The sequence below is a fragment of the Specibacter sp. BI4 genome (genome assembly GCF_056680095.1).
Genome location: NZ_CM155265.1, coordinates 4,476,281 through 4,495,849 on the forward strand (window position 1 = coordinate 4,476,281; position 19,569 = coordinate 4,495,849).

The 19,569-nt window shown below is 58.2% G+C and carries 16 protein-coding genes; 4 read left to right on the forward strand and 12 right to left on the reverse strand.

Going from position 1 to position 19,569, the window contains the following annotated elements:
* Position 1 precedes the first annotated feature (1 nt).
* The 3 genes from AC1L6K_RS20190 to AC1L6K_RS20200 are packed head-to-tail and all read left to right on the forward strand — an operon-like array spanning position 2 to position 5,788.
* Complete coding sequence (locus AC1L6K_RS20190; protein WP_480950605.1) at positions 2–2,719, forward strand: Z1 domain-containing protein; 2,718 nt, start codon at positions 2–4, stop codon at positions 2,717–2,719.
* Positions 2,712–3,710 carry a PD-(D/E)XK motif protein gene (locus tag AC1L6K_RS20195; RefSeq protein WP_480950606.1) on the forward strand — a complete coding sequence of 333 codons (999 nt, stop codon included), beginning with the start codon at positions 2,712–2,714 and terminating at the stop codon, positions 3,708–3,710. The genes AC1L6K_RS20190 and AC1L6K_RS20195 overlap by 8 nt, the downstream gene beginning before the upstream one ends.
* Positions 3,710–5,788 carry an AIPR family protein gene (locus AC1L6K_RS20200; RefSeq protein ID WP_480950607.1) on the forward strand — a complete coding sequence of 693 codons (2,079 nt, stop codon included), beginning with the start codon at positions 3,710–3,712 and terminating at the stop codon, positions 5,786–5,788. The genes AC1L6K_RS20195 and AC1L6K_RS20200 overlap by 1 nt, the downstream gene beginning before the upstream one ends.
* Positions 5,789–6,241: 453 nt before the next feature.
* On the opposite strand, the gene AC1L6K_RS20205 is transcribed toward AC1L6K_RS20200, so the two are convergent.
* The gene (locus AC1L6K_RS20205; protein WP_480950608.1) at positions 6,242–6,697 is read right to left on the reverse strand and encodes an RNA-dependent RNA polymerase family protein; all 456 of its coding nucleotides are present in this window, start codon (positions 6,695–6,697) and stop codon (positions 6,242–6,244) included.
* Positions 6,698–6,702: 5 nt separating this feature from the next.
* Between AC1L6K_RS20205 and AC1L6K_RS20210 the strand changes: the two genes are divergently transcribed.
* Entirely contained in the window at positions 6,703–7,032 is a 330-nt protein-coding gene (locus AC1L6K_RS20210) for a hypothetical protein (RefSeq protein ID WP_480950609.1), read from the forward strand.
* A 273-nt stretch (positions 7,033–7,305) separates the two neighbouring features.
* Here AC1L6K_RS20210 and AC1L6K_RS20215 read toward each other — a convergent pair whose 3' ends face one another.
* The 11 genes from AC1L6K_RS20215 to AC1L6K_RS20265 all read right to left on the reverse strand — a co-directional run bounded on the left by AC1L6K_RS20215 (position 7,306) and on the right by AC1L6K_RS20265 (position 19,299).
* Complete coding sequence (locus AC1L6K_RS20215; RefSeq protein ID WP_480950610.1) at positions 7,306–8,076, reverse strand: hypothetical protein; 771 nt, start codon at positions 8,074–8,076, stop codon at positions 7,306–7,308.
* A 692-nt stretch (positions 8,077–8,768) separates the two neighbouring features.
* Positions 8,769–9,269: a single-stranded DNA-binding protein gene (locus tag AC1L6K_RS20220; protein WP_480950611.1), complete on the reverse strand. Its 501-nt coding sequence runs from the start codon at positions 9,267–9,269 to the stop codon at positions 8,769–8,771.
* Positions 9,270–9,328: 59 nt separating this feature from the next.
* Positions 9,329–10,438, reverse strand: a complete 1,110-nt coding sequence (locus tag AC1L6K_RS20225; protein WP_480950612.1) for an ArdC-like ssDNA-binding domain-containing protein — start codon at positions 10,436–10,438, stop codon at positions 9,329–9,331.
* A gap of 93 nt (positions 10,439–10,531) precedes the next feature.
* Entirely contained in the window at positions 10,532–11,065 is a 534-nt protein-coding gene (locus AC1L6K_RS20230) for a hypothetical protein (protein ID WP_480950613.1), read from the reverse strand.
* Positions 11,052–12,863 carry a type IV secretory system conjugative DNA transfer family protein gene (locus tag AC1L6K_RS20235; RefSeq protein WP_480950614.1) on the reverse strand — a complete coding sequence of 604 codons (1,812 nt, stop codon included), beginning with the start codon at positions 12,861–12,863 and terminating at the stop codon, positions 11,052–11,054. Before AC1L6K_RS20235 ends, AC1L6K_RS20230 begins: the two co-directional genes overlap by 14 nt.
* The gene (locus AC1L6K_RS20240; RefSeq protein ID WP_480950615.1) at positions 12,860–14,317 is read right to left on the reverse strand and encodes an ATP-binding protein; all 1,458 of its coding nucleotides are present in this window, start codon (positions 14,315–14,317) and stop codon (positions 12,860–12,862) included. Before AC1L6K_RS20240 ends, AC1L6K_RS20235 begins: the two co-directional genes overlap by 4 nt.
* Entirely contained in the window at positions 14,314–15,786 is a 1,473-nt protein-coding gene (locus tag AC1L6K_RS20245) for an SCO6880 family protein (protein ID WP_480950616.1), read from the reverse strand. The genes AC1L6K_RS20240 and AC1L6K_RS20245 overlap by 4 nt, the downstream gene beginning before the upstream one ends.
* Positions 15,779–17,248, reverse strand: a complete 1,470-nt coding sequence (locus tag AC1L6K_RS20250; protein WP_480950617.1) for a type IV secretion system protein — start codon at positions 17,246–17,248, stop codon at positions 15,779–15,781. Before AC1L6K_RS20250 ends, AC1L6K_RS20245 begins: the two co-directional genes overlap by 8 nt.
* 9 nt (positions 17,249–17,257) lie before the next feature.
* Positions 17,258–17,545: a hypothetical protein gene (locus AC1L6K_RS20255; protein ID WP_343317534.1), complete on the reverse strand. Its 288-nt coding sequence runs from the start codon at positions 17,543–17,545 to the stop codon at positions 17,258–17,260.
* A 102-nt stretch (positions 17,546–17,647) separates the two neighbouring features.
* Positions 17,648–18,808: a C40 family peptidase gene (locus AC1L6K_RS20260; protein ID WP_480950618.1), complete on the reverse strand. Its 1,161-nt coding sequence runs from the start codon at positions 18,806–18,808 to the stop codon at positions 17,648–17,650.
* Complete coding sequence (locus AC1L6K_RS20265) at positions 18,808–19,299, reverse strand: hypothetical protein (protein ID WP_480950619.1); 492 nt, start codon at positions 19,297–19,299, stop codon at positions 18,808–18,810. Before AC1L6K_RS20265 ends, AC1L6K_RS20260 begins: the two co-directional genes overlap by 1 nt.
* Between the last annotated feature and the right edge of the window lie 270 nt (positions 19,300–19,569).

The following is a 19,569-nucleotide window of genomic DNA, read 5'->3' on the forward strand; positions in this document are numbered from 1 at the left end:
CATGTCAACTATTGATGAAACTCGGGCATCCGAGGCTGGCCAGCTGGAGCGCATGCTGAAGGCCCAGCTGATGAGCATTCCCGTCGACGAAAAAACATTCATGAACAATCTGGGCCTTCTTGCCAGCGTTATCGGCAAGAGTCTTACGCCAGAGGATCTGACCTCCATTGCCGCGCGGATCCAAAAAGCGATGGGCATTCGGATGGACCGCGGAGATGTGCTCACCGCTAAAGGCCACGAGCCATGGGTAACCCAGCAGCGCGGACAAATTGACTGGCGGCGCTGGACTGCTTACCAAGACTGGCTAGTCAATAGCCAAGGCATTTCACCCCAAGTGGTAAAAGACATGGGAGTCCTGACCGATGACATCCTAGATCTAGTCGGGGACCCTCAACGTGAGGGCTCGTGGAATAGGGTCGGTCAAGTTCTGGGTGATGTTCAGTCAGGGAAGACCAGTACGTATCTAGGATTGTTCAACAAGGCCATTGACGCAGGATATCGCCTCATCATAGTTCTCGGTGGCCATACTGAACATCTACGTCGCCAGACCCAAAACCGCGTGGATGAGGGTGTGGTGGGAATGACCAAGAGAATGCCCGGATCCAAAATCGGCACCGAAGCTTCGCCGGACCTCAAGGTTGGCATCGGCGTCCAGAACATCGATCTAGTGGGGAAGGTGGCTTCCCGCACGAGTGTCTGGTCCGATTTCAGTTCCGCAACCCAGAAAACCACCAACATCCCACTGGGGCAATCACCCGATCAGACGTTCATTTTCGTGGTAAAGAAGAATAAGTCCATCCTCCAGAGTCTTCTTGCAGAGTTCGAGGAACAGGCGGGTCCTGAAGGAAAGCTCGCGCTGCCTATGATTCTGTTGGACGATGAGTCCGACTACGCCTCAGTGAATACCAAGGACGAGGACAACCCCACGGCTATCAATGACTTGATTCGCCAACTTCTCAAGAAATTCGAGCGCAGCTCCTACGCCGGTTTTTCGGCCACTCCCTTTGCCAATATCTTCATCGATAGCGACGTCGATGACGATCTTTTCCCCAAAGACTATATCTACGCCCTCCAGGCCCCAACCAACTACGTCGGGGCACACACGGTCTTCGGCTCTGACGAAGGTCAGCCGGGTGACCACGTCGTCGAGCTAACGGACGCGGAAGAATCCTTCCCGCCAAAACACAAAACCGGGTGGATAGTACCTGGAATCCCGGAAAGCCTGAACGAAGCAATCCAGGCTTACATGATCGCCAACGCAATTAGGGACATCAGAGGGGACCGAGATTCACGCCGCTCTATGCTCATCAATGTATCCAGGCTTATCAACGTCCAAGAACAAGTACTAACCCATGTCACAGCCGAACTGATACGCCTGCAGAATGCCATTGGTCTCCATGCCAAGACCTATGCGCTGGGAGAGCCCAATGGGGTTTTCGAGAAACTTCACGAAACGTTTACCAAGCACTTTTCGAAAGCCGGAGTCGCTTGGGAACAAGTTGTTAGGGCGCTTCCTGCAGCCGTCATCGATATCAACTCTCGAGTCGTCAACTCATCGTTAGATAAGAAGCTAGCCGCCGAACCCAACGCTGTGCGGCAACTGGATCGCCAAATAGTCGTCGGTGGTGACGTACTAAGCCGTGGACTCACCCTGGATGGGCTCATAGTCAGCTATTTTTATCGTCATGCCACGGCTACCGACACGCTCCTGCAGATGGCGCGCTGGTTCGGCTATCGGGAAGGATACCAAGACCTATGCAGAGTCTGGATTACCCCGGAACAGGCAGATAATTTCGCCTATATCGACCGGTCGATCAAGGAACTCCGTGCAGACTTAACTTCCATGCACAACGATCGCTACACGCCAAAAGATTTTGGTGTTGCCGTGCGTAAGCACCCTGGTGCCATGCTCATTACGGCTAGGAACAAGATGAAGTCTGCCACCGAGTGGAAGGTTAGGGTCTCATATTCTGGCCGCTCCCCAGAAACCACCAAACTCTCATCACGGGCCTCTCACATCAAGGGCAACTACGCAGCCCTGTTGGAGCTCGTAAAGTCCGTGGAGAACGATGAGATGGTTTCATATGTTCCACGGGAGAAATCATTCAGCCATCGCTGGATAAATGTTGACCGCTCGATCGTGGCCGACTTCCTGAGTAGCTTCACGGCCCACTCCCGCGATTTCCAATTCACACCTGCTCTGGAAAGGCATGTCCGCACCGGCTCGAAGCACGGTTTGTGGGATGTCGTGGTGATGGCAGGCAAGGGAAACGCCCCCGTCAAGTCGATAGAAGGAAAATCCGTCAAGCTGAATCAACGCAAGATCGTGCCCACCGATGATGCCTATGCAGTTGCAGGCAGCAATCGCCGGCTTGGCGGACGAAGTGACTTTCGTCTTGTGGCTGATCCGGAAGCTGTGGGACTGATGGAAAAAAACTACGCGGCCACGAATGTAGCGGATAATCCCCCCGAGGACCAATACATAAGGCTCCTAGACCGACCTGTTATTTTCCTTTATGGAATGGATCCAGAAAAGATTGAACCTGAGGGGGCGGATCCTAAGAAACCCAAAGACCCCATTGTTGCCATCAAGCTGGCGTTTCCTCACGCCTCCGATGACCCGGCAGATGAATCAGAGGACGTCGAGTACATGATCACCAAGTCAATGTTGCGCAAGTTGATGGGGCCGGAAGACTTGGACGGTACCTCGGATGAATAGCCAGATTCCTGAAACCGTGGTTTCTTCCTGGGAAGAATTGCTTCGCCGCAAAGAAGGCCATCAAAGACTACTCTCGGTGGCACACCCCCTAAAGATCCACTTCGGGGATGGAGAAAATGGCGAGCCAATTTTTTTCGTCAGATCACGGACACGCCCCAGAAAACCGGAAGTCTCAGCAGCCGTCCAAGTAGTTCTCGGCCAACGGCGCGACGGGGAGTGGGCCCTGACTTTCTCCTTGGCGGACTTGCGTTTTAAGAGGACCTTTATGAGCCTGTGCTGGGATCTTGCCCAGCGCAGCCACGACGCTTCCTCCGAGCAGGACGCCCTGTCCAAGTTCGTGGCTGCACTCGGGGAATGGAAAAGATTGTTGACTTTCCATGAAGGCGACACGTTGTCGGAGCAAGGCGTTCGTGGACTTCTGGCTGAGATCTGGTTCGGTTTCATCTCCGGTCATATCCAAGCACCGGCTGATCAAATCCAGGTCGCATGGCAGGGTCCCTTGGGCAGCGCCCAAGACTACAGCCTTCCCCAACATTCTTATGAGGTGAAGTCTGTCCATGCCGACTCCACCGCGGTGAAGATTTCTTCGGCCGAGCAGCTCGATGCCTCTTCCATGGATCTAATCCTAGTCACGCTCACGGAAGTTCCCGCCGCAGTCGAAGGGTCTTGGACATTGCGGTCCGTCATCGAACACGTGGAGAGTCTGCACGCAAGTGACCTGTCTAGCTTGGAAAATCTGGTCCGAAAGCTCGAACACGAATTGCGCGTGGACAAAACTAACCCCTATTACTCCGAGCATCACTATGTTCCGGTCTCTTACAGCGGGTACCGTGTAGTTGCTGATTTCCCTGCCATCCGGGCAAGCGACCTAAGCCCGGCCTTGACCAGTGTTTCCTACAACATCAAGATCCCTGCGCTGGCAGGGTTCCGACACTTTTCTTTCGATGCAAACCAATCTATTGACGTACCGAGCCAGGGACAAATCGCGTGATGAACATTGAAGAATTCTATGTAGATCTACAGTCGGATGTCCGTGCTCGCGCCGAGGTGGAGAGCGATTTCGCGGCCGGTGCATTTGCAAGCCTGATGGCAGACAGACTTTCGGACGTCGAGGAAGTCGACAATCTTCAGGTGTTTCACTATGAGGGGGTGGGTTCAAAAAGACAGAACCTAGCCGTTGACGGATTCGATTTGGACGACAGCGACGGGCAAATCTCGCTGGCCGTCGTTGACTGGCGCGGATCAGAGGATGTCGCGGTCCTTTCCACGCAGGATGCAAGGAAAAACCTTAAAGCGCTCGAATACTTCCTGACAGAATCGGTTCAGAACTCTTTAGAAGATGCACTGGAGGAAAGCTCCATTGCCTACCAGCTGGCACGTGACCTCCGTTCCCGGGCCCGCAATGTCAGTCGTTATCGCCTCTACCTCCTCACTGACGCCCGTACAAGTGACCGGATGAAAGACGTGATCAGTTCCGAGCTGAACGGTATTCCCATTGAATACCATATCTGGGACCTGCAACGTCTCCACCAAATACAGGAATCCAATAGCGGCCGCGCCGAAATCGAAATCGAACTCGGCCAGTGGCTTCCGCAAGGATTGCCCGTTCTGCGGACGGCCGGCAAGAGCGATGACTTCGTGACATTTTTGGCATCTGTGCCAGGCGAACTAGTCGCTGACCTGTATGGGGTTTACGGAAGTCGCTTACTGGAAAGCAACGTCCGCAGCTATTTGAGTGCCCGTGGCGCAGTCAACAAAGGCATCAAAACCACGGCACTCTCTAAACCTGAAATGTTTCTTGCATACAACAACGGCATCACGGCAACAGCAACGGATGTCGTGGTTGATACGTCTGGCGGCACACCGGTCCTGCGGGGAATCCGAAACCTTCAGATTGTCAACGGAGGACAGACGACAGCTTCGCTCTACAATCTCAGGAAAGAGACGTCCCCCAAGCCCGACCTGACAGATATTTTTGTTCAGATGAAACTTATTGTCGTCAACTCGGCCAAAGCAGAAGAGATCGTGCCCGACGTCTCTCGCTACGCGAATAGCCAAAACAAGGTCAGCACCGCCGACTTCTTCTCGAACAGTCCCTTCCACCGCCGCATTGAAGATCTGTCACGGCGAATAGTTGCCCCAGCGCTGGCTGGGAAGTCATACCAGACGTATTGGTTCTATGAGCGCACCCGGGGCCAATATCTCAATGAAAAGACACGCGGGACCACGGCACAGGCCAAGGCCTTCGAAGCCCGCAACCCGAAGGCGCAAGTCATTTCAAAGACCGACTTGGCAAAATTTGAGGTCTCGTGGATGCAGAAACCACACGTGGTTAGTCAAGGAGCCCAGAAGAACTTCATGGCCTTTGCGAACTCAGTGGCTGACAACTGGGAAAAATCAGAAGCCGACTTCAACGATCTCTATTTCAAGAATGCAGTAGCCCGGGCAATCATGTTCAAGGCAATCCATATGGATATTAGCGATGCGGACTGGTATCGGAGCGACCGAGGATATTTGGCCAACATTGTGACCTACACGATGGCCAAAATCGCTTACGAAATTGAACGGCATGGCCGCGGCCACCTGTTTGACTTCAACAAAGTGTGGACTACTCAGTCACTGCCCCGAGTCGTGCGGGAATTTGCTGTTCATGTGGGCGAGCTCGTTCGCGAGACCTTAACAGGCAACCGGCCGGTCACAAACGTTACGGAATGGGCCAAACGCGCCGAGTGCTGGGAGAGGGTCCAACAGATCAATGCTCCACTTCCGGACTCATTCATGGACGTCCTCGTCTCGCCCACCAAACAAATCAACCGTAGCAAAGAAGCCGCAGCGACCCAAAAAATCGATAACGGGATCAATGCCACCATGACGGTGCTCAGCATCGCGCCTGAAGACTGGGTCGAAGCCATAGCCTACAGTCAGCGACATCGTGTGCTGACGGAAAAAGAAACCAGTCTCCTCAGGCTGGTAGCTAAACCCACACCATCCGTACCCTCTGATCGGCAAAGCGGCATGATCCTCCTAGCCCTTCAAAAACTCTACGATATAGGTTTTACGAGAGTGTGATACGTAGTCTAGAACGAATCCACCACACTTGGATTGGCTTTCAACGATGGAAGACAGTGATGGAGTCGAGGGTGGAGCTATTTGCAAGGATCAGGCGGGACGCAAGAGTCAAGGGATGGTCGATCCGTACGCTTGCCAGGGAACATCATGTTTCCCGCAGGACGGTCCACCAAGTGATCGATCACGTCGTGCCGATCGCAAATTCTTCTGGCCTCTCATCGACAACACCCACGAAATTCAGGGTGTTGCACTCACCACCTGAACTCGCCACACATAGGTTATGAGACACAGCGTCGGATCCAGTAGAAATGTCGAAGGCACTGTCTCAATGGCGGTTAACGATCTGTTTTTGGGGCTGTGCCGCCGACCATGTTGTAGTGAATCTCTACCGCGAGGCTTCAACTGACCTAAATCTGATCACCTTTCCAAAATCAACCAGAGGAATAATCCTGCCTAATCTAGGAGATTAAATTCCTGACGCATGACTCTCGCTAATTTTGGTTCGACACTCATGAAATAATTAATTCTACCTAACATTTGACTTCTAAAATCCTCCTCGTCGAGATTCCTAAAACTCGCCTGAGCTGCAATACCAATTTTACTGCAATAATATAGGTCCTGACGCAAAATCTTCTTCTTTGGCTTTGGAAGTCGAATATGGTCGGAGTGAGCAACCGTGAACCCGGTAACAATTTGCCGGTGTCCCTTGCGTTGAAATCGCACCTTTTTAGTGTTAGTGCGAAATCCGTGCGCGGAAAGTATGGCGCTGATGGCCTCAAGATGTGCGTCGTTAACGCTCTCGCCAGAAAAAGTGAGGTCATCGGCGTACCGTGTATATCTAAGTTCATTGACATTTGCAAAATTTTCGAACTCGTCATCGAGTGGTCGAAACACTAAATTAGACAGCACAGGGCTTGTCGGAAACCCAGTGCAAGGGCACCATCGAAGGTAGTGATATTGGCGATCGCCGCGGCAATCGACTCCCCAGCACCATGCGCCTGGAGAGCAAGTTCGACCTGTTGCCGGTTTATGGACGGAAAAAAATCAGAGATGTCCACTGTCAACAGCGCCCTCGCGCCGAGGTGCGCGCCCGCATTGGTGACAGTTCCTCTGCCCCGGGTAAACCCATGCACGCTTGGGTGGGCAACCAAGATGTGTCGGTCGATAAACTCTTTAAGCCGCTTCTGAAGTCGGACCAATTTCTCATCATTGGCTTGACATACAACCCTGAATCCACCGTGTGACTTTCGCGTGGTGTGGACAAGGATGTCGCTGGGTTCAAGTGGTTTTACAAGCCAATCGATCGCGGAACTAGGCAGTGAAGCTACTACCGTCAGTTCATCCAAACTTCGTACTTTGGAAAGGATCGTCATGGGTGACCTCCACGGGCTCTAGGCAGGGGCGCCACCTCTACAGGACTCAGAGTTGCGGGGTACGGACATCACGCATGAAGGCAGTGCCGACTAGTATGCTTGCGTGTGCGAATCGCACACCCTTGAAATACCGCACCCCGCAGTTCAAGATTGTATCTTATGATCCGCTATTTGGCCACAGGAAGAAATATGGACGCCGGCCATTTCAAAAAAGCTGTGGTCTGACAGCCGGGTCGCCCTATTAGAAATACTCTTTTGAAGGTTGGCCGCAAAAAGTATTGAACATAGCGGTTCAATTGCGGCAAAATTCCGATATTGAAACATTTTGTTCAAAGAACTTGGCTTACAACATGCTTCCATCCATATCTTTGTTATTCCACTAGCGATGGCGATGCAATAGTCAGCAATCGATAGGATTCGATCAAGTTTTGACCCAACAGAAAATGTAACTAAGTCGGGAGATGTCCTCGCCGCAGCAACGGCTGATTGAATTATGACTGGATAATTCGCTTTTAATTTTTCATTTTGTTCAAATATAAATTTAATATTTCGCCCCGGATATTTTTGGAGAATTCCTGTAACAATCCAGCAAAATTGATCTGGCAATATTTCGTATGGATCGTGCCCTGCCCCGAGATTCGAGGAGCACCACCATTCAAAATCCAATTTTGGCAACAAAGATTTGAAGCGCTCCTTTGCGTAAAAATTGTCTTCCACATGGTGGAAACCAATTTCTTCGAACCGTGCGGCGCCGGGTTCAAGTCGGAATGCTGGCTCCAGCATTAGTTCGTGGATCAAGTTTTCTATTTGCTTTGTAACCGACGAGGCATCGCCTACAACCACTGCGCAAGCGGAGGGGAGACGCGCTTTGCCATCGAGGGCGCCCTCGTCTAAGTAGACTTCAAGTGGTTGCATCTAAGCATGCTAGCTGAAGTTTCTCCACCGTTTTGTCAGTGGAGAGTCTGTTCCTCTTGTCCTATTTTCGTTCGCACCACTATCAATGAATTTCAAGCCGACGCCGAGCGAGACTATGGTTTGAGATTGTCGAGCTATCGTTCAGGATGACAGTTCGTTGGTGCTGTGATCACCTTTGACCATCAGCCCGACAACTGAACCATCAACCACCGGTCACATTGAAGCGCAAAATTATTTAGGGTTTCGCCCGGTGGCCGCTCGATCACTCGACGTTCCAGGCATCTTCGATGACTCCTTAGTAATTGCCGGAACTTGTAAGACCCCAAAAATGGCTCGATAATCGCCTAGTAGCGGTGTGCCTGTTCCCGCCCAGTGCAGTCTCGTATCCCTAGGGATACGAGACGCCTCACCAATGAGGAGATCGCTACGGCGACAGCCCTCGAATATTAGCGGAGGCGTGCGAGTTCGTCTGCGACCGGCGATTCTCGTAACTAAGTCTCGAAACTCGCAGGCTGAATCAGCGGGCGATCCGCGGTTAGTTACAAGACACATCATAGCGATCCTTATTGTAGGCGGCAGGCTAATCCCATATTTCGACGAGCCACTAGTCCATTGCCGTTGCGGCGGCTAAGGCTGATGACGTGCAAGTTGTCTTACTACTGTCAGTCGAATAGCCACTGCCCATTTCGGAATCACATTTGCAGACCGTTGGAGCTGGCGCCACCCGCCAATGGAGATGTGGATGGCATTGTCGGTACCCAACCCGAACCATTTTCAATCCTAGGCTCGGATATGGCATGTTCCGGGTTTCCACTGGTTACCGTAGGGATCGGTTTGGGTGTCCGCTCGTAGGAGGTTGTCCCAAACCGCAGGTCTGGGCCGACGACTTCAGCAACAATGCGTCGGGCCTCGTGCTGGGCGCCGTCCTTCTCATAGGACCTGAATTCCAGGTCGCCGGTAACGGTGACAGGGTCTCCCTTCCTCATGGAACGTGAGACATTCTCGGCCAGTGCCCTGAATGCTGAGACGTTGTGGAAGACGGGGGTGCCGTCACGCCAACTGCCGTCGGCTGCTTGGAAGCGCTGGTTGACGGCGACGCGCAGCTTCGCGTGGGCGATGCCGGACTCCCCGTAGGAGAGTTCCGGATCGGCGACGAGGTTGCCGTGGATGCTGACTGGGATTCTGGTGCCCATTTTCTTTCCCTACCTTTCTTGGTCCCGGCCGGTATGCCCGGACGGGTGGCTTGCTTGGCTTATGACGCGTCGATCTTCGGAGAGGTACCTATAGTTCGGTGGCCGGCTACTGGACCTGTGAGGTCGCCTCGTTCGTTAGCGACGGCCACGCCGGGCGTGGCGGGTTTGCCGCCCATGTTGTGTGGCTGTGTGACTTCTAGGATGGAGCGGCTGGCAGATGTTACTCGGGCGAGGGTGGAGCGGGCGATCTCGAGCCTGCTGGCCGGTTTCTTCCCGTTCGGTGGACCCGACAGTTGGGAGTGTTCAACGGCCAAGACTTGGTCGGCCCATCCTGCGAGGTAGCTGCCTGATTGGGCGCTGTGATCGATGCCATGAGCTAGCAACACCGTGTAGGCGACGGATTCGGCTTCAACTTCGGCCAGGCCACGGTGCTCCAGACTGCTTCCGTAGAGCTTCCCGAGTTTGTCTTCGGGGCCGTGGAGGCAGACGTGGCCGAGTTCATGGGCTAGGACGGACAGTCGTTCTTCTCGGTCCAGCCAGACGCCAATGTGGATCTTGCGGCCAGCGAAGTCCGTGTATCCGCTCGCAAGGCCGTATTGACCCATCGATTGCTCAACAATGAATCCTTGGTTCCGCGCGAATTTCACCAACGCCTCCCACAGACCCTTGGGGGAAGTTCCAACATCCACCTTGGGCCGTGGAATGTAGATCGGTTGCCCTTCAGTTTGGGACACATCGAAGACTGCTTGGGCCCGCCATCCAACAATCTTGCGGCGTTCGGCGTCCTTGGAGTAGTCGTCGAGCTGTATTTTATGGGAAGGTGCAGGCTCAGCGTCGGTAGATTGGTCCGCATCCGTGTTTTTGGTTGCTGTCCGTGGCGCGAGGACCCACAGTGCGTGCTCGCCCTTGAGTACATAACGGCCGTGTCGTTCCCACTCGCGAAAACCTGCCACCAAGAGTGGCAACTGTTGCCCGCGTTCCGCCATTTGAGCTATGAGCAGGGCGATGTTGCCGCCGGAGTATCGCCACAGGGTCGCCGAGGTGTCCAGGAGCATGTGCCAGCGTCCTGGCGTGGATATGGCGTTCTCCAACTGGGTCTGCAGTTGCTGGGTCAGCCCGGCCAACCGGTCGTCATTACTCGGACGTGGGCCGGCATTGTGCTGGCCCACTTCCTCCTTGTTGTCCGGGTGTTCGCTTGTTGCAGGGGCCACGGCGGCCGCCTCCCTTACTTCTAAGAGTTATCTCCGTGTTTGCGGTGATACTTATCCATGGCCTGAACTGCCCTCAACTACATGACCGGCGTCGCCTGAATTTCCGGGTGGCATTTGGTGCGGTTCGGTGGTCCATGTCAGAAACTCCGGGGCATCGGTGGGCAGTAGCCGGAGGCGGGTTTCCCGGTGGACTTGGAGTCCCACGCAGCCAATGGTCCTGGTTTCCAGCCTCAGTCGTTCGATGGCCGGGGGCAGCCGTTCGTGGAACCCGAGCGGCCCGAATCCAGGATCTGTTGGCGTGTAGGAGGCCAGTTCAGCTTTTTGCAGGGCGTATAGCTCGGCGACGAGTTCCGGGTGCCGCCACCAGCAATCCGGGACGACCGAGGTCGTCAGCCGGTACGTGGCCACGAACCAGGACACCCACCCGCTCAATGCCCTCCACGCCTTGGGTGCGCTCACCCGGTCAAGATCCCGCCACCTGTAGGTGGGCTCCATCGAACCACCAGGTGGCCTTTCGAGGAGCTCGCCCGTGGCGAGGTCACCGAAGAGCCTGTCCGCGGCTTCGTCGTCATCAAACGGATTCATCACGGATCTCGACCTCCACGATTTGGTGGCGAACATGGCCCCTGGCGAGGGCGTCCTCTGCCTCAATCTTGGAGCGACCCAGTGCGGCCGCATCGCGGCGTTGGTGCCAGCCACGCAGGTCCAACAGGATCGGGCGCGTGCGGCGGCCCAGCATCAGTGCCGTCCCTGCGGGCAGGCGCCGAATTTCGTGCAGGGCAATGACGGGCAGATCGCGGATCTGCTCGCCTTCCTGCCGGCCCTGGGACGACCAGGAGTGGGTCCTGTAGGTATGCCGCCGCTCCCCCAGCAAGGACGCCAGATCACGCAGATCCCGCTCGTCCGAGCCACCGCCGAAAATGACCTTGATGATGGCCGATTCCCAAATGGTGGAGGCTTCCTCGATCGACCAGCCCGAGCGTGCCTGGGAGAGGGATTGGAGTACGACCATGGTGGATATCCCAATGCCGCCGCCGTCGGAGAGCACAATCGGAAGCCCGGGCCAGGGCGAGAGGTTCGCGATTTCATCCAGAATCAGGGACAGGGGCGGATCCAGCCTGCCGCCCGGGGCGGTGAAGGCCATGTCCCTGGCTGCAGCTTCAATGTCATCAATCAAAGCAGAGAGGTATGGTCCCGCGGCTGCCGCCCCTGACTTAGTGCCAATCAGGTACAGGGTCCCGCGGTCACGAATGAAGGCCTGAGGATCAAATTCGTCCCCACGGTTCACCGGGTCCAGGGCCGCGAGCACTCGCGGTGAGGACAGGGGTGCCACGGCAGCGGAAACACCGATCCAGGAGTTTGACGTGTTGCGAGGGTCGTCTTCAAGGATGCCCATCAGATCCGAATGCCAGCCCAACGCTGCCCGTGGCCCATGCAGGATGTCCAAGGCTTCGGTGGCCAAAGTGGGGTTCGATGACCATCGACGGAAGGCCTGGATACCTTCGCCTGAGAGGGCTGCGGCGTGCAGCAGGCATTGCAGGACGATTTGTGCCCGCTTCTGCCAGGCGGCGTTTTCGCCGCTCATTTTCGAATCCGCCGAAATGACCAGTGCCCGCCGGACAGCCACGTCCGGGTCCTCACAACCGCGTACCGGAGACCACCGCAGCGTGGATGTCAGTCCGGACATGCCTTGCGGGTCAAAGACCGTCACGGGGCGCCCGCCGGTGGCCCGGGCTTTCATGGTGACGGCCAGGTTGTCGGCACGGGTGGAGGTCGTCACCACCGCACCCGGTGCATCCAAGATGGCATTGATGACAACAAAGAGTCCCTTGCCGGAGCGCGGGGCACCTTGGATGACCATGGATTCCTCGGTCGAGACGTGAACCTTTGTGCCGCGCGAGGCGCCCAAGGTCCAGGACACGTCAGACAGGCTGGGGTGTTTCAGTCCAGGGCGGGTGATCCTGCCTCGTTTCAGTGCCGCGCGCCGGCCGAACTCGCGTACCACTTCGGCCCGCTGGGCCATGCCGTCTCGGCCGAGGATGTCTTGACGCAGCCACGCCCCTGATTGACGCCAGCTCCGCCATAGGAAAAAGGCAAACAAGACTGCCACCAGCAGCAGGACCAGCACCGGGCCGAGCAGTACCCAGACGGTACCGACGCCCAGCTCACAGCCCTGTGGCGCCTGTCCGATGTCGGAAAAATCCCCGGTGAATAATCCGACGGCGGCCACCGGACTGGGCGGGCCGCTCAACCCCTGCCCACACTTCCATTGGGAAACCACGTTCGCGGCCCCAGCTGTCAGGCCGCTAAATCCGACATACCCCGCCGCGCACAACAGGCCGACAGTGATCAGGGGTGTGGAGTCTGCGTGCACGATACTCATGGCATCATCCGGTGATCGGTACTGAAGACCTTGAGTTCATCGCTGGTGACCTCGTTGGCGACTATAAAGGAACGGTTGCCGACCTTCCACAACCCGACACCCTTGGGCAGTTCCTCCACCTGGCCGCATTCAGCCTCGGTAAGGCCGAGCGCGTCCTTGGTCAGGCTCATCGAGTCGTGCTTTTGACGGTAGATGATCCGGGTATCCGCTTCGGTAAGCAGGCCGAGCGCTTTTTGGCGGTGCCCGCTGGTGCTGTCGCCAATCTCATTCAGATCCGCGACCTTGTGCATGATCAACAAGTTCGAGATGCCATAGGTACGAGCCAGCCGCCACTGCTCGCTCATTTTCACCAACATGTAAGGGTCGGCCAGCATACGCCAGCCCTCGTCGTAGACCACGATGCGCTTCCCGCCGTCGGGATTGGTGATCGCCGCTTCCAGCCACGTAGCCCCGCAGGCGGCGGCCAGGGAGAGCGCCTGTTGCGAGGCGCCGATCAGGGCCGAGGTATCCATGACCATCATCGGCGCATCGGCGTCAAAGGCGACCGTCGAGGGTGCATCAAACATCCCCTCCAGGTCCCCTGACACGGTGCGCCGTAAGGAATGGGCGACGGCCCGGCCACCATCAGGCCCAACAAGTTCCCGAGTCTCCTTCGAGGGGTTAAGTAGGTATTCCAAGACCATGGGCAGTGTCGGTGTCTCATTGGCGGCAACCGCCTCGGTCAACGCCATATCTAGGGCAGTATGTTCGACCGGATGCATCGGTACCCCCTGTCGCATCAGGGAGACGAGGGCTACCAGCAGCTGCCGGCGTCGTTGCCGGACCACGGCCTGCCACTGCGCGTTCGACAGATCCCGGGAGCGTGGACCGGCGTCCAGCGGGTTGACTCTGGCGGACCGGCCAGGGCCTACGGATATGACCTTGCCGCCAACAGCGTTCGCCACCGACACCCATTCCCCTTTCGGATCGGAGGCGACGGCGGCTTTGCGTCCCAGCGTGATGGATCGGGCGACGAGGGACTTCGCGCACATAGATTTCCCGGTCCCCACGGTTCCGATGATCACGATGGAGGGGCCGCTGATGACGCCCTTGTCGTAGAGGACCCAGGGATCGTAGGAGAAGGCGCCGGAGCCGAAAACATCGCTTCCGATATAAGTCCCTTCGTGACCGAGCCCGGATTCGGTGATGAAGGGATAGGCAGCGGCGAAGGTCATGGTGGAGGCCCGATGAGGGGCCGGGTGCAGCCGGTGCGGGCCCTTGAGAGAATGCGGGCCAAACGGCTGCGGGTTTGGAGTGGCGGGTCCTTCCTCGTCGCCGGCCAACAGTCCCAGCTTCTTCCAGAAGGGGTCCTGTCGACCGGCGACGGCTTTCTCCTGCAGCGCCCGGCGTTCTCGCTTGGCGCTGCGGGACTCGTTGCTTGGTATGAAGGCGAAGGCCTGCTGGGTGGTTTTCATTTCAGTCCCCTTCCCAGAGGTAGTCCCCCGGCGATGAAGGCCGGCCATTGCTCACCCACGAGCAGCCGCAGATCGACAAAGGCGCTGGCGGCTGCTGATTCGAGTTCCTGCCGGTGGCTGGAGAGTTCTTCCAGCGAGTCCGCGGTGATGGTGACGTACGCGGAAGGGCGGACGTCACCGTGTCCTGAGACGATTTCTTCCTCGCGCTGGTGGACTTCTTCTTCCTCCGCCCGTTGCTCACGTGTGGTGGGGCGGTCAAACTTGCTGTTGATCCGCCGTCTGGTCTCATGGGCTTCCTGGGCCGATCGGATGTCCTTGAGTGCTTGGTCGGTGGGGATGGCCTTGATGATCTGGGTGACGGTGTGCCGGAAGCCGCCGACGTAGACCAGCGGGTGCAGGAATCCTGGGAAGACCTTTTGGCGGGGCCATTCCGCGATCCAGAAGGTCTGGTGGAAGCCACTGTCGGTGCGAATGTAGGACCAGTGTTCTTCCAAGGCCATGGGGCCGCTTTGGCTCGGGTCCACGCCCTTGAAGTCTCCCGACCTCTGGGAGGTGCGCATGACCGACGCCGGGTCAAACGCTCCGCGCAGGATCGCGGAGAACCTTCTGTCGCCGAGCCATTCCTCCACGATCACCCCGTGAGTTTTGAGCCCGGTACGCAGAGCATTGATTTCTGAACGCAACGTGTGTTCCAGTCCGAGGGCCCCGCCGCCGGCGTCGTGTATACGACGCCGAGCTTTGGCGGAGTTCAACACCAGTGTCAGGAGAATGTCATGGCTCGATGCAGTCCCGGCCGCAGCGATGAGGTCCTTGTAGGAGCTGTCACCCCAGCCGGTGGCGGGGGTTTCTCCGCCTCGGGAGGTCACTTGCTGGTCGTAATAGTCTTGGAGGGCAGTGGCAGGAAACTGGACCGTGTGGTCCTGGATGGCAATCCTGGCTACGACGGGCCGCTTGGCCAGGGCGGCCTGCACTCGGGACCAGCCCTGGACTGCGTAAGCCTTGTCGTCATCATCGAGCAGCGCGAAAGCTCCGGCACGGCAGCGCAGGACGGCGAAGGCCTCGTGGGCTTGGGCGTCCACAATGAAGCACTCACCGTAGACAGTTCGGTGGATGGCCAGGGACGCGAGCCCGCCGGGAAGAACCAGAGTACCGACCGGGATAGGTTCCTCGGTGGGCAGGAAATAGGTGGTTTGCCCGGTCAGCTTCCGGACAATGAACCGGGTCCCGGTCAGCGCCCAGAGGGGATACGGGGTTCTCGCATATTGCAGGACACCAAAGAGTAACAGGAAGATCCAGGCCGGGCTGGAGCCCAAGAATCCGGCTGGGCCACCGATGGCCGAGGACACGCCTGCGATAAGGACCCCTCCTCCGGCGAGGGCGAGTTGGTACCACTGCAACCCCACGATGACGCCGCGGCGTTCGTGCCGGGGAAAGCTCACCGGTTGCAGGGCGTTGCTGTTCTCAGTCATGATGTCCTCCAGTGTGGGGTGGTCTGATGGGTGGGTTGTTGGGCCGGGACGCCGGTGGCCGTGGCTTGGGCCCAGATGCTGGGCCAGGCCGTGTGGTGCCAGGACTCGGAGGGCTGGCTCCTGGGCGCGGCACGCCGGGACTGGTCTGCTGCGGTGGAGCCGGCGTGTTCTTTCCCGCCGGAGTGGGGTTCCCCGTCGGCGGTGGCTGGGGCGCGCGGGGCTGTCCAGATTTCGGTCCTCGCCCTGGAGTTGGGGTCGCCGACGTCTGGTCTGGACCCGGCGCGGAAGGAGATTGTGTGGTCGGAGCCTGCGGCGTCGCCGCCGCACCCGTGCGTTGCTGGATCTTGGGTTTCTCGGGCGAGGATGTCGACCCGGAATCGGCTGGCTTCTTCACTGGAAGCGTCTCCGGTTTGCCACTTGATGGCACCACCTTGGGGCTTTTCATGCTGCTGCCGGATGTGAGCATGTGGTGCCCGCGGAGCTGTTGCCCCAGCTGTCGCCCGGCAAAGTTTGCCCCGGTGTGAGCAAGGTGGCCTCCACCAGCAGTTTGTGCCGCTGCTGCTAGTTCACCACCGGCAAAGCCGACAAGTTTCAGAGCCATCAGCGGTGCCGCACAAGCCAGGGTCATGCCCACAGCGCCGGCAGCCATCCCGGCAAAGGAGGTGGAATTGGCGTACAGCTTGACGGCCACGGCCAGAACAGTCGCGGCTAGCGGTTTCGCGAGCAGCAGGGCAACGACGAGCTCGCACCACCGCCCTGCCCAGGACTTGGTCTTCTCCCACGGCATCAGCATCAGGGCGACCGGGGCGACCGCTGCCAGCACGATCAGGGCGAACGAGCGGAAAATCATCGAGCACATCAGGATGAACGCCAGGACCCAGACAATGAGGGTTGCCAAGACCGTCACGACGATGGTGCCGGTGACTTGGTCCCCTGTCGTGGCCTGCCCGCCTATCGGGCTGACAATCCACGCCTGACCGGACCCAGCCGGGCCTCGTTGGAAGCCAAAGAGTCGCATGAAGACCACGTACGGGTCAGATCCCATCGTGGCCAGCAGTGCTGTCGAGGCGCTGTCGCTGACATGGGTCAGGGCCTGCATCAGATACACGGCACCGCCGACGACGGGGACGGCAACGGCACCGCCGATCAGTGCCCGCCAGATCCGGCGTGGTTGTTGTGAGATGAGGCCCGAGACTAGTTGCAGGATCATGACGGCCACCAACGGTGTCATCATGACCACGATCCACCAGCTCGTCAGTCCTTGGACCGCTGTCCACTGGGAATCATCGACGTTGGAGACACCGAACGCTCCGGAGATGAAGGACCACAGCCAGGAGGCAATGCTCTCCAAGATTCCGGCAAAGAAGCCGTTAATGCTTGAAGTGACGGTGTCTTTGGCCGCGGACACGATGCCGCAGCCCAGGGGCCACCATCCCCCGAAGGTGCACTCCAGCGCTGGCATGACAACAGCTCAGAACCCGAGTTGGAAGGCGGTCTGTGACCACAGGATGTAGCCGTTGATCCCGCCTAGGATCGCGGCGATGGGGCCGGTCCACAGCAGGATCATCCCGCCCCCTGAGGCCAGCCGGGATGATTGGCTGAGTTTGCCGGCCAACAGCATGGCGGCACCGATGATGGCGACTATGGCGATGACGATGAAGGCGCCGACCAGGATTCCTCCACCGATCTGTTTGAGGGAGTCCAAGAAAGGGAAATCTCCGTTGGGGACGATTCCGGGGTCCACTGGCGCGAAATTCATGACACTACTCCATCCGGATGGTAGAGGCAGACCTTGCGTTTGCTTCTTCACTTCCATGGACCCCCGCAGCCAAGCCGTATGACCTGCGTTCGCCGTCGAACATTAGTCGGTCGGTACAGGTCCGAGAAGGGTGAAGTATTGTGATCCGGGATTCCAGCTCACGGGGTGGAGCAGCGTGCCCGTCGAGGGGTTCAAGGCGCTATACATCATCCCTGCCCCCGCGTAAATACCGACATGACCCCAGTGGTTCGGCCCATCCGGGTTCTGGACCACCAGATCTCCTGGCTGCGGCGCGGCCGTGGGCTGCCCTGCCAGCCACTGTTCCGTTCGGGGCAGCGCAATCCCTACCTGGGTGTAGATCCATTGCACGTAGCCTGAACAGTCCCACGCTTTGTACTCCGTGCCGCCCCACACATAACTGCCGCCCACGCCTTCCTGGGCATAGTGGAGAATGGCTTGCCGAGTCGCGCTCAAGTCCGCCGGTAGCGGCGGTGACGACGGGTCCTCCGACGGGGACGCTTGCAGGCAGGTTTGCGGGGTACCCGTCCCGTTGACGGACGCCATGACGGCCAGGGCCGTGGGCGCCCAGCGGTCATAGAGCTCCGGGAACGCGGACACCTGCACAGCCTGGGCTGCCTCGCCCAGACCCATCGACGTCCAACCCGGAATGTCCAGAAGCCCGCGAGGGGACCCCTGGTTGGGCCCCCGCGGACCACCAAAGAACGCTTCGGCATTGTAGGAGGCAGTCATGAGCTCCTGGACGGTCCCCCACCCTGCGCTGGCACGTTGCTGGGCTGACCCGAGGGAATCATGGTCATAACCCAGACCATCATGGGGCATGCTCAACGACTCAGGGACGGCAGGATTGGCCAGCATCCTGAGCCCGGACTCTTGGAGAGCGACCATGATGGCAATCTGGATCCCCCTCTCCGGAATGCTCAGGGATGCCCCCACCGACAGAAAGCTTCCGGCGATGCTTTGCTGCTCGGGGTCAAATGTCAGGGGAACGCCGTCGGGCCCCGGAACAGCCAGGCTCCCAACGCTGTTGCTCAGCGGCACTGCTGGTTGCAATGCCGGTCCGACGAACGCCGATTCCTGGGGTGCCGACGCGCAGGGCGTGCTTGTGCCCGCTATCTGGGCGACAAGGATGCTGGTGCCGCCGAGCAGAGCGGCCATCCCCACGGGGACGACCACGACCAGCGCAGCAAGTACTCGCTTGATAAGTCGCGCTTTCGCGATCGTGACCAGGGCTGCCGCGGGCATCAGTAGACGATTCTGCTGGCCGAGGTATAAAAGCCGGCCAGTGCGCAACGATCTGCCGGAGCCGTCGCCGCCGGCGGGCAGTTCACCATGACACTGACCGGAACACGGTAAGCCGTCTTGTGGGGATCCGCCGTGGAGCGGTCGGTGACGCTGACCGTCATGGTGCAGACATGCAGCCCAACCCACGGGGCCGGGTGGTCCCGAAATTGCGCGAGCGTCTTGTCGCAACTGGACTGGACTACTGCTGCCGTCCGGTACGCCCCATAAGCGGAGAGTTGAGCGAATGCCGCCGAGTTGATGCCGGTTCCCTCGAACTCCTGCGTATACACGGTGAGCGGGTTCGAACCATCAGGCAGGACGACCCACCAGCTGCGCACATGCGCATAGGCCTGTGTATAGCTTGAGGCCCGTGTGTCCCAGGTGTACAGCGCGCGGGCGGTGTCCTCGGCATACGCTTTGAAATCCAGTGTCTGCGGCTCCCCCGGCGACACCGCCACATCAAACGGCGCTATGATCCCTGCGACGGCAGGACCCGGCCCTGCTGCGCTCTGGTTTGCCTGGGGCGGGGATATCGGAACACTCGCGGCCCGTTGGGATGTGCTTGTGCCTGGTGGCAAAAACAACGCGATGACCACGGCCGCCAAGGCTCCCAGTAATGCGATTAGGAACCACTGCCGCCGGGAACGAGGTAGGTGGCTTTTCCATGCTGAAGCTCCATACATTGGAGACCTCCTTTCCCCGTCCATGCAGCCAAGGAGGCA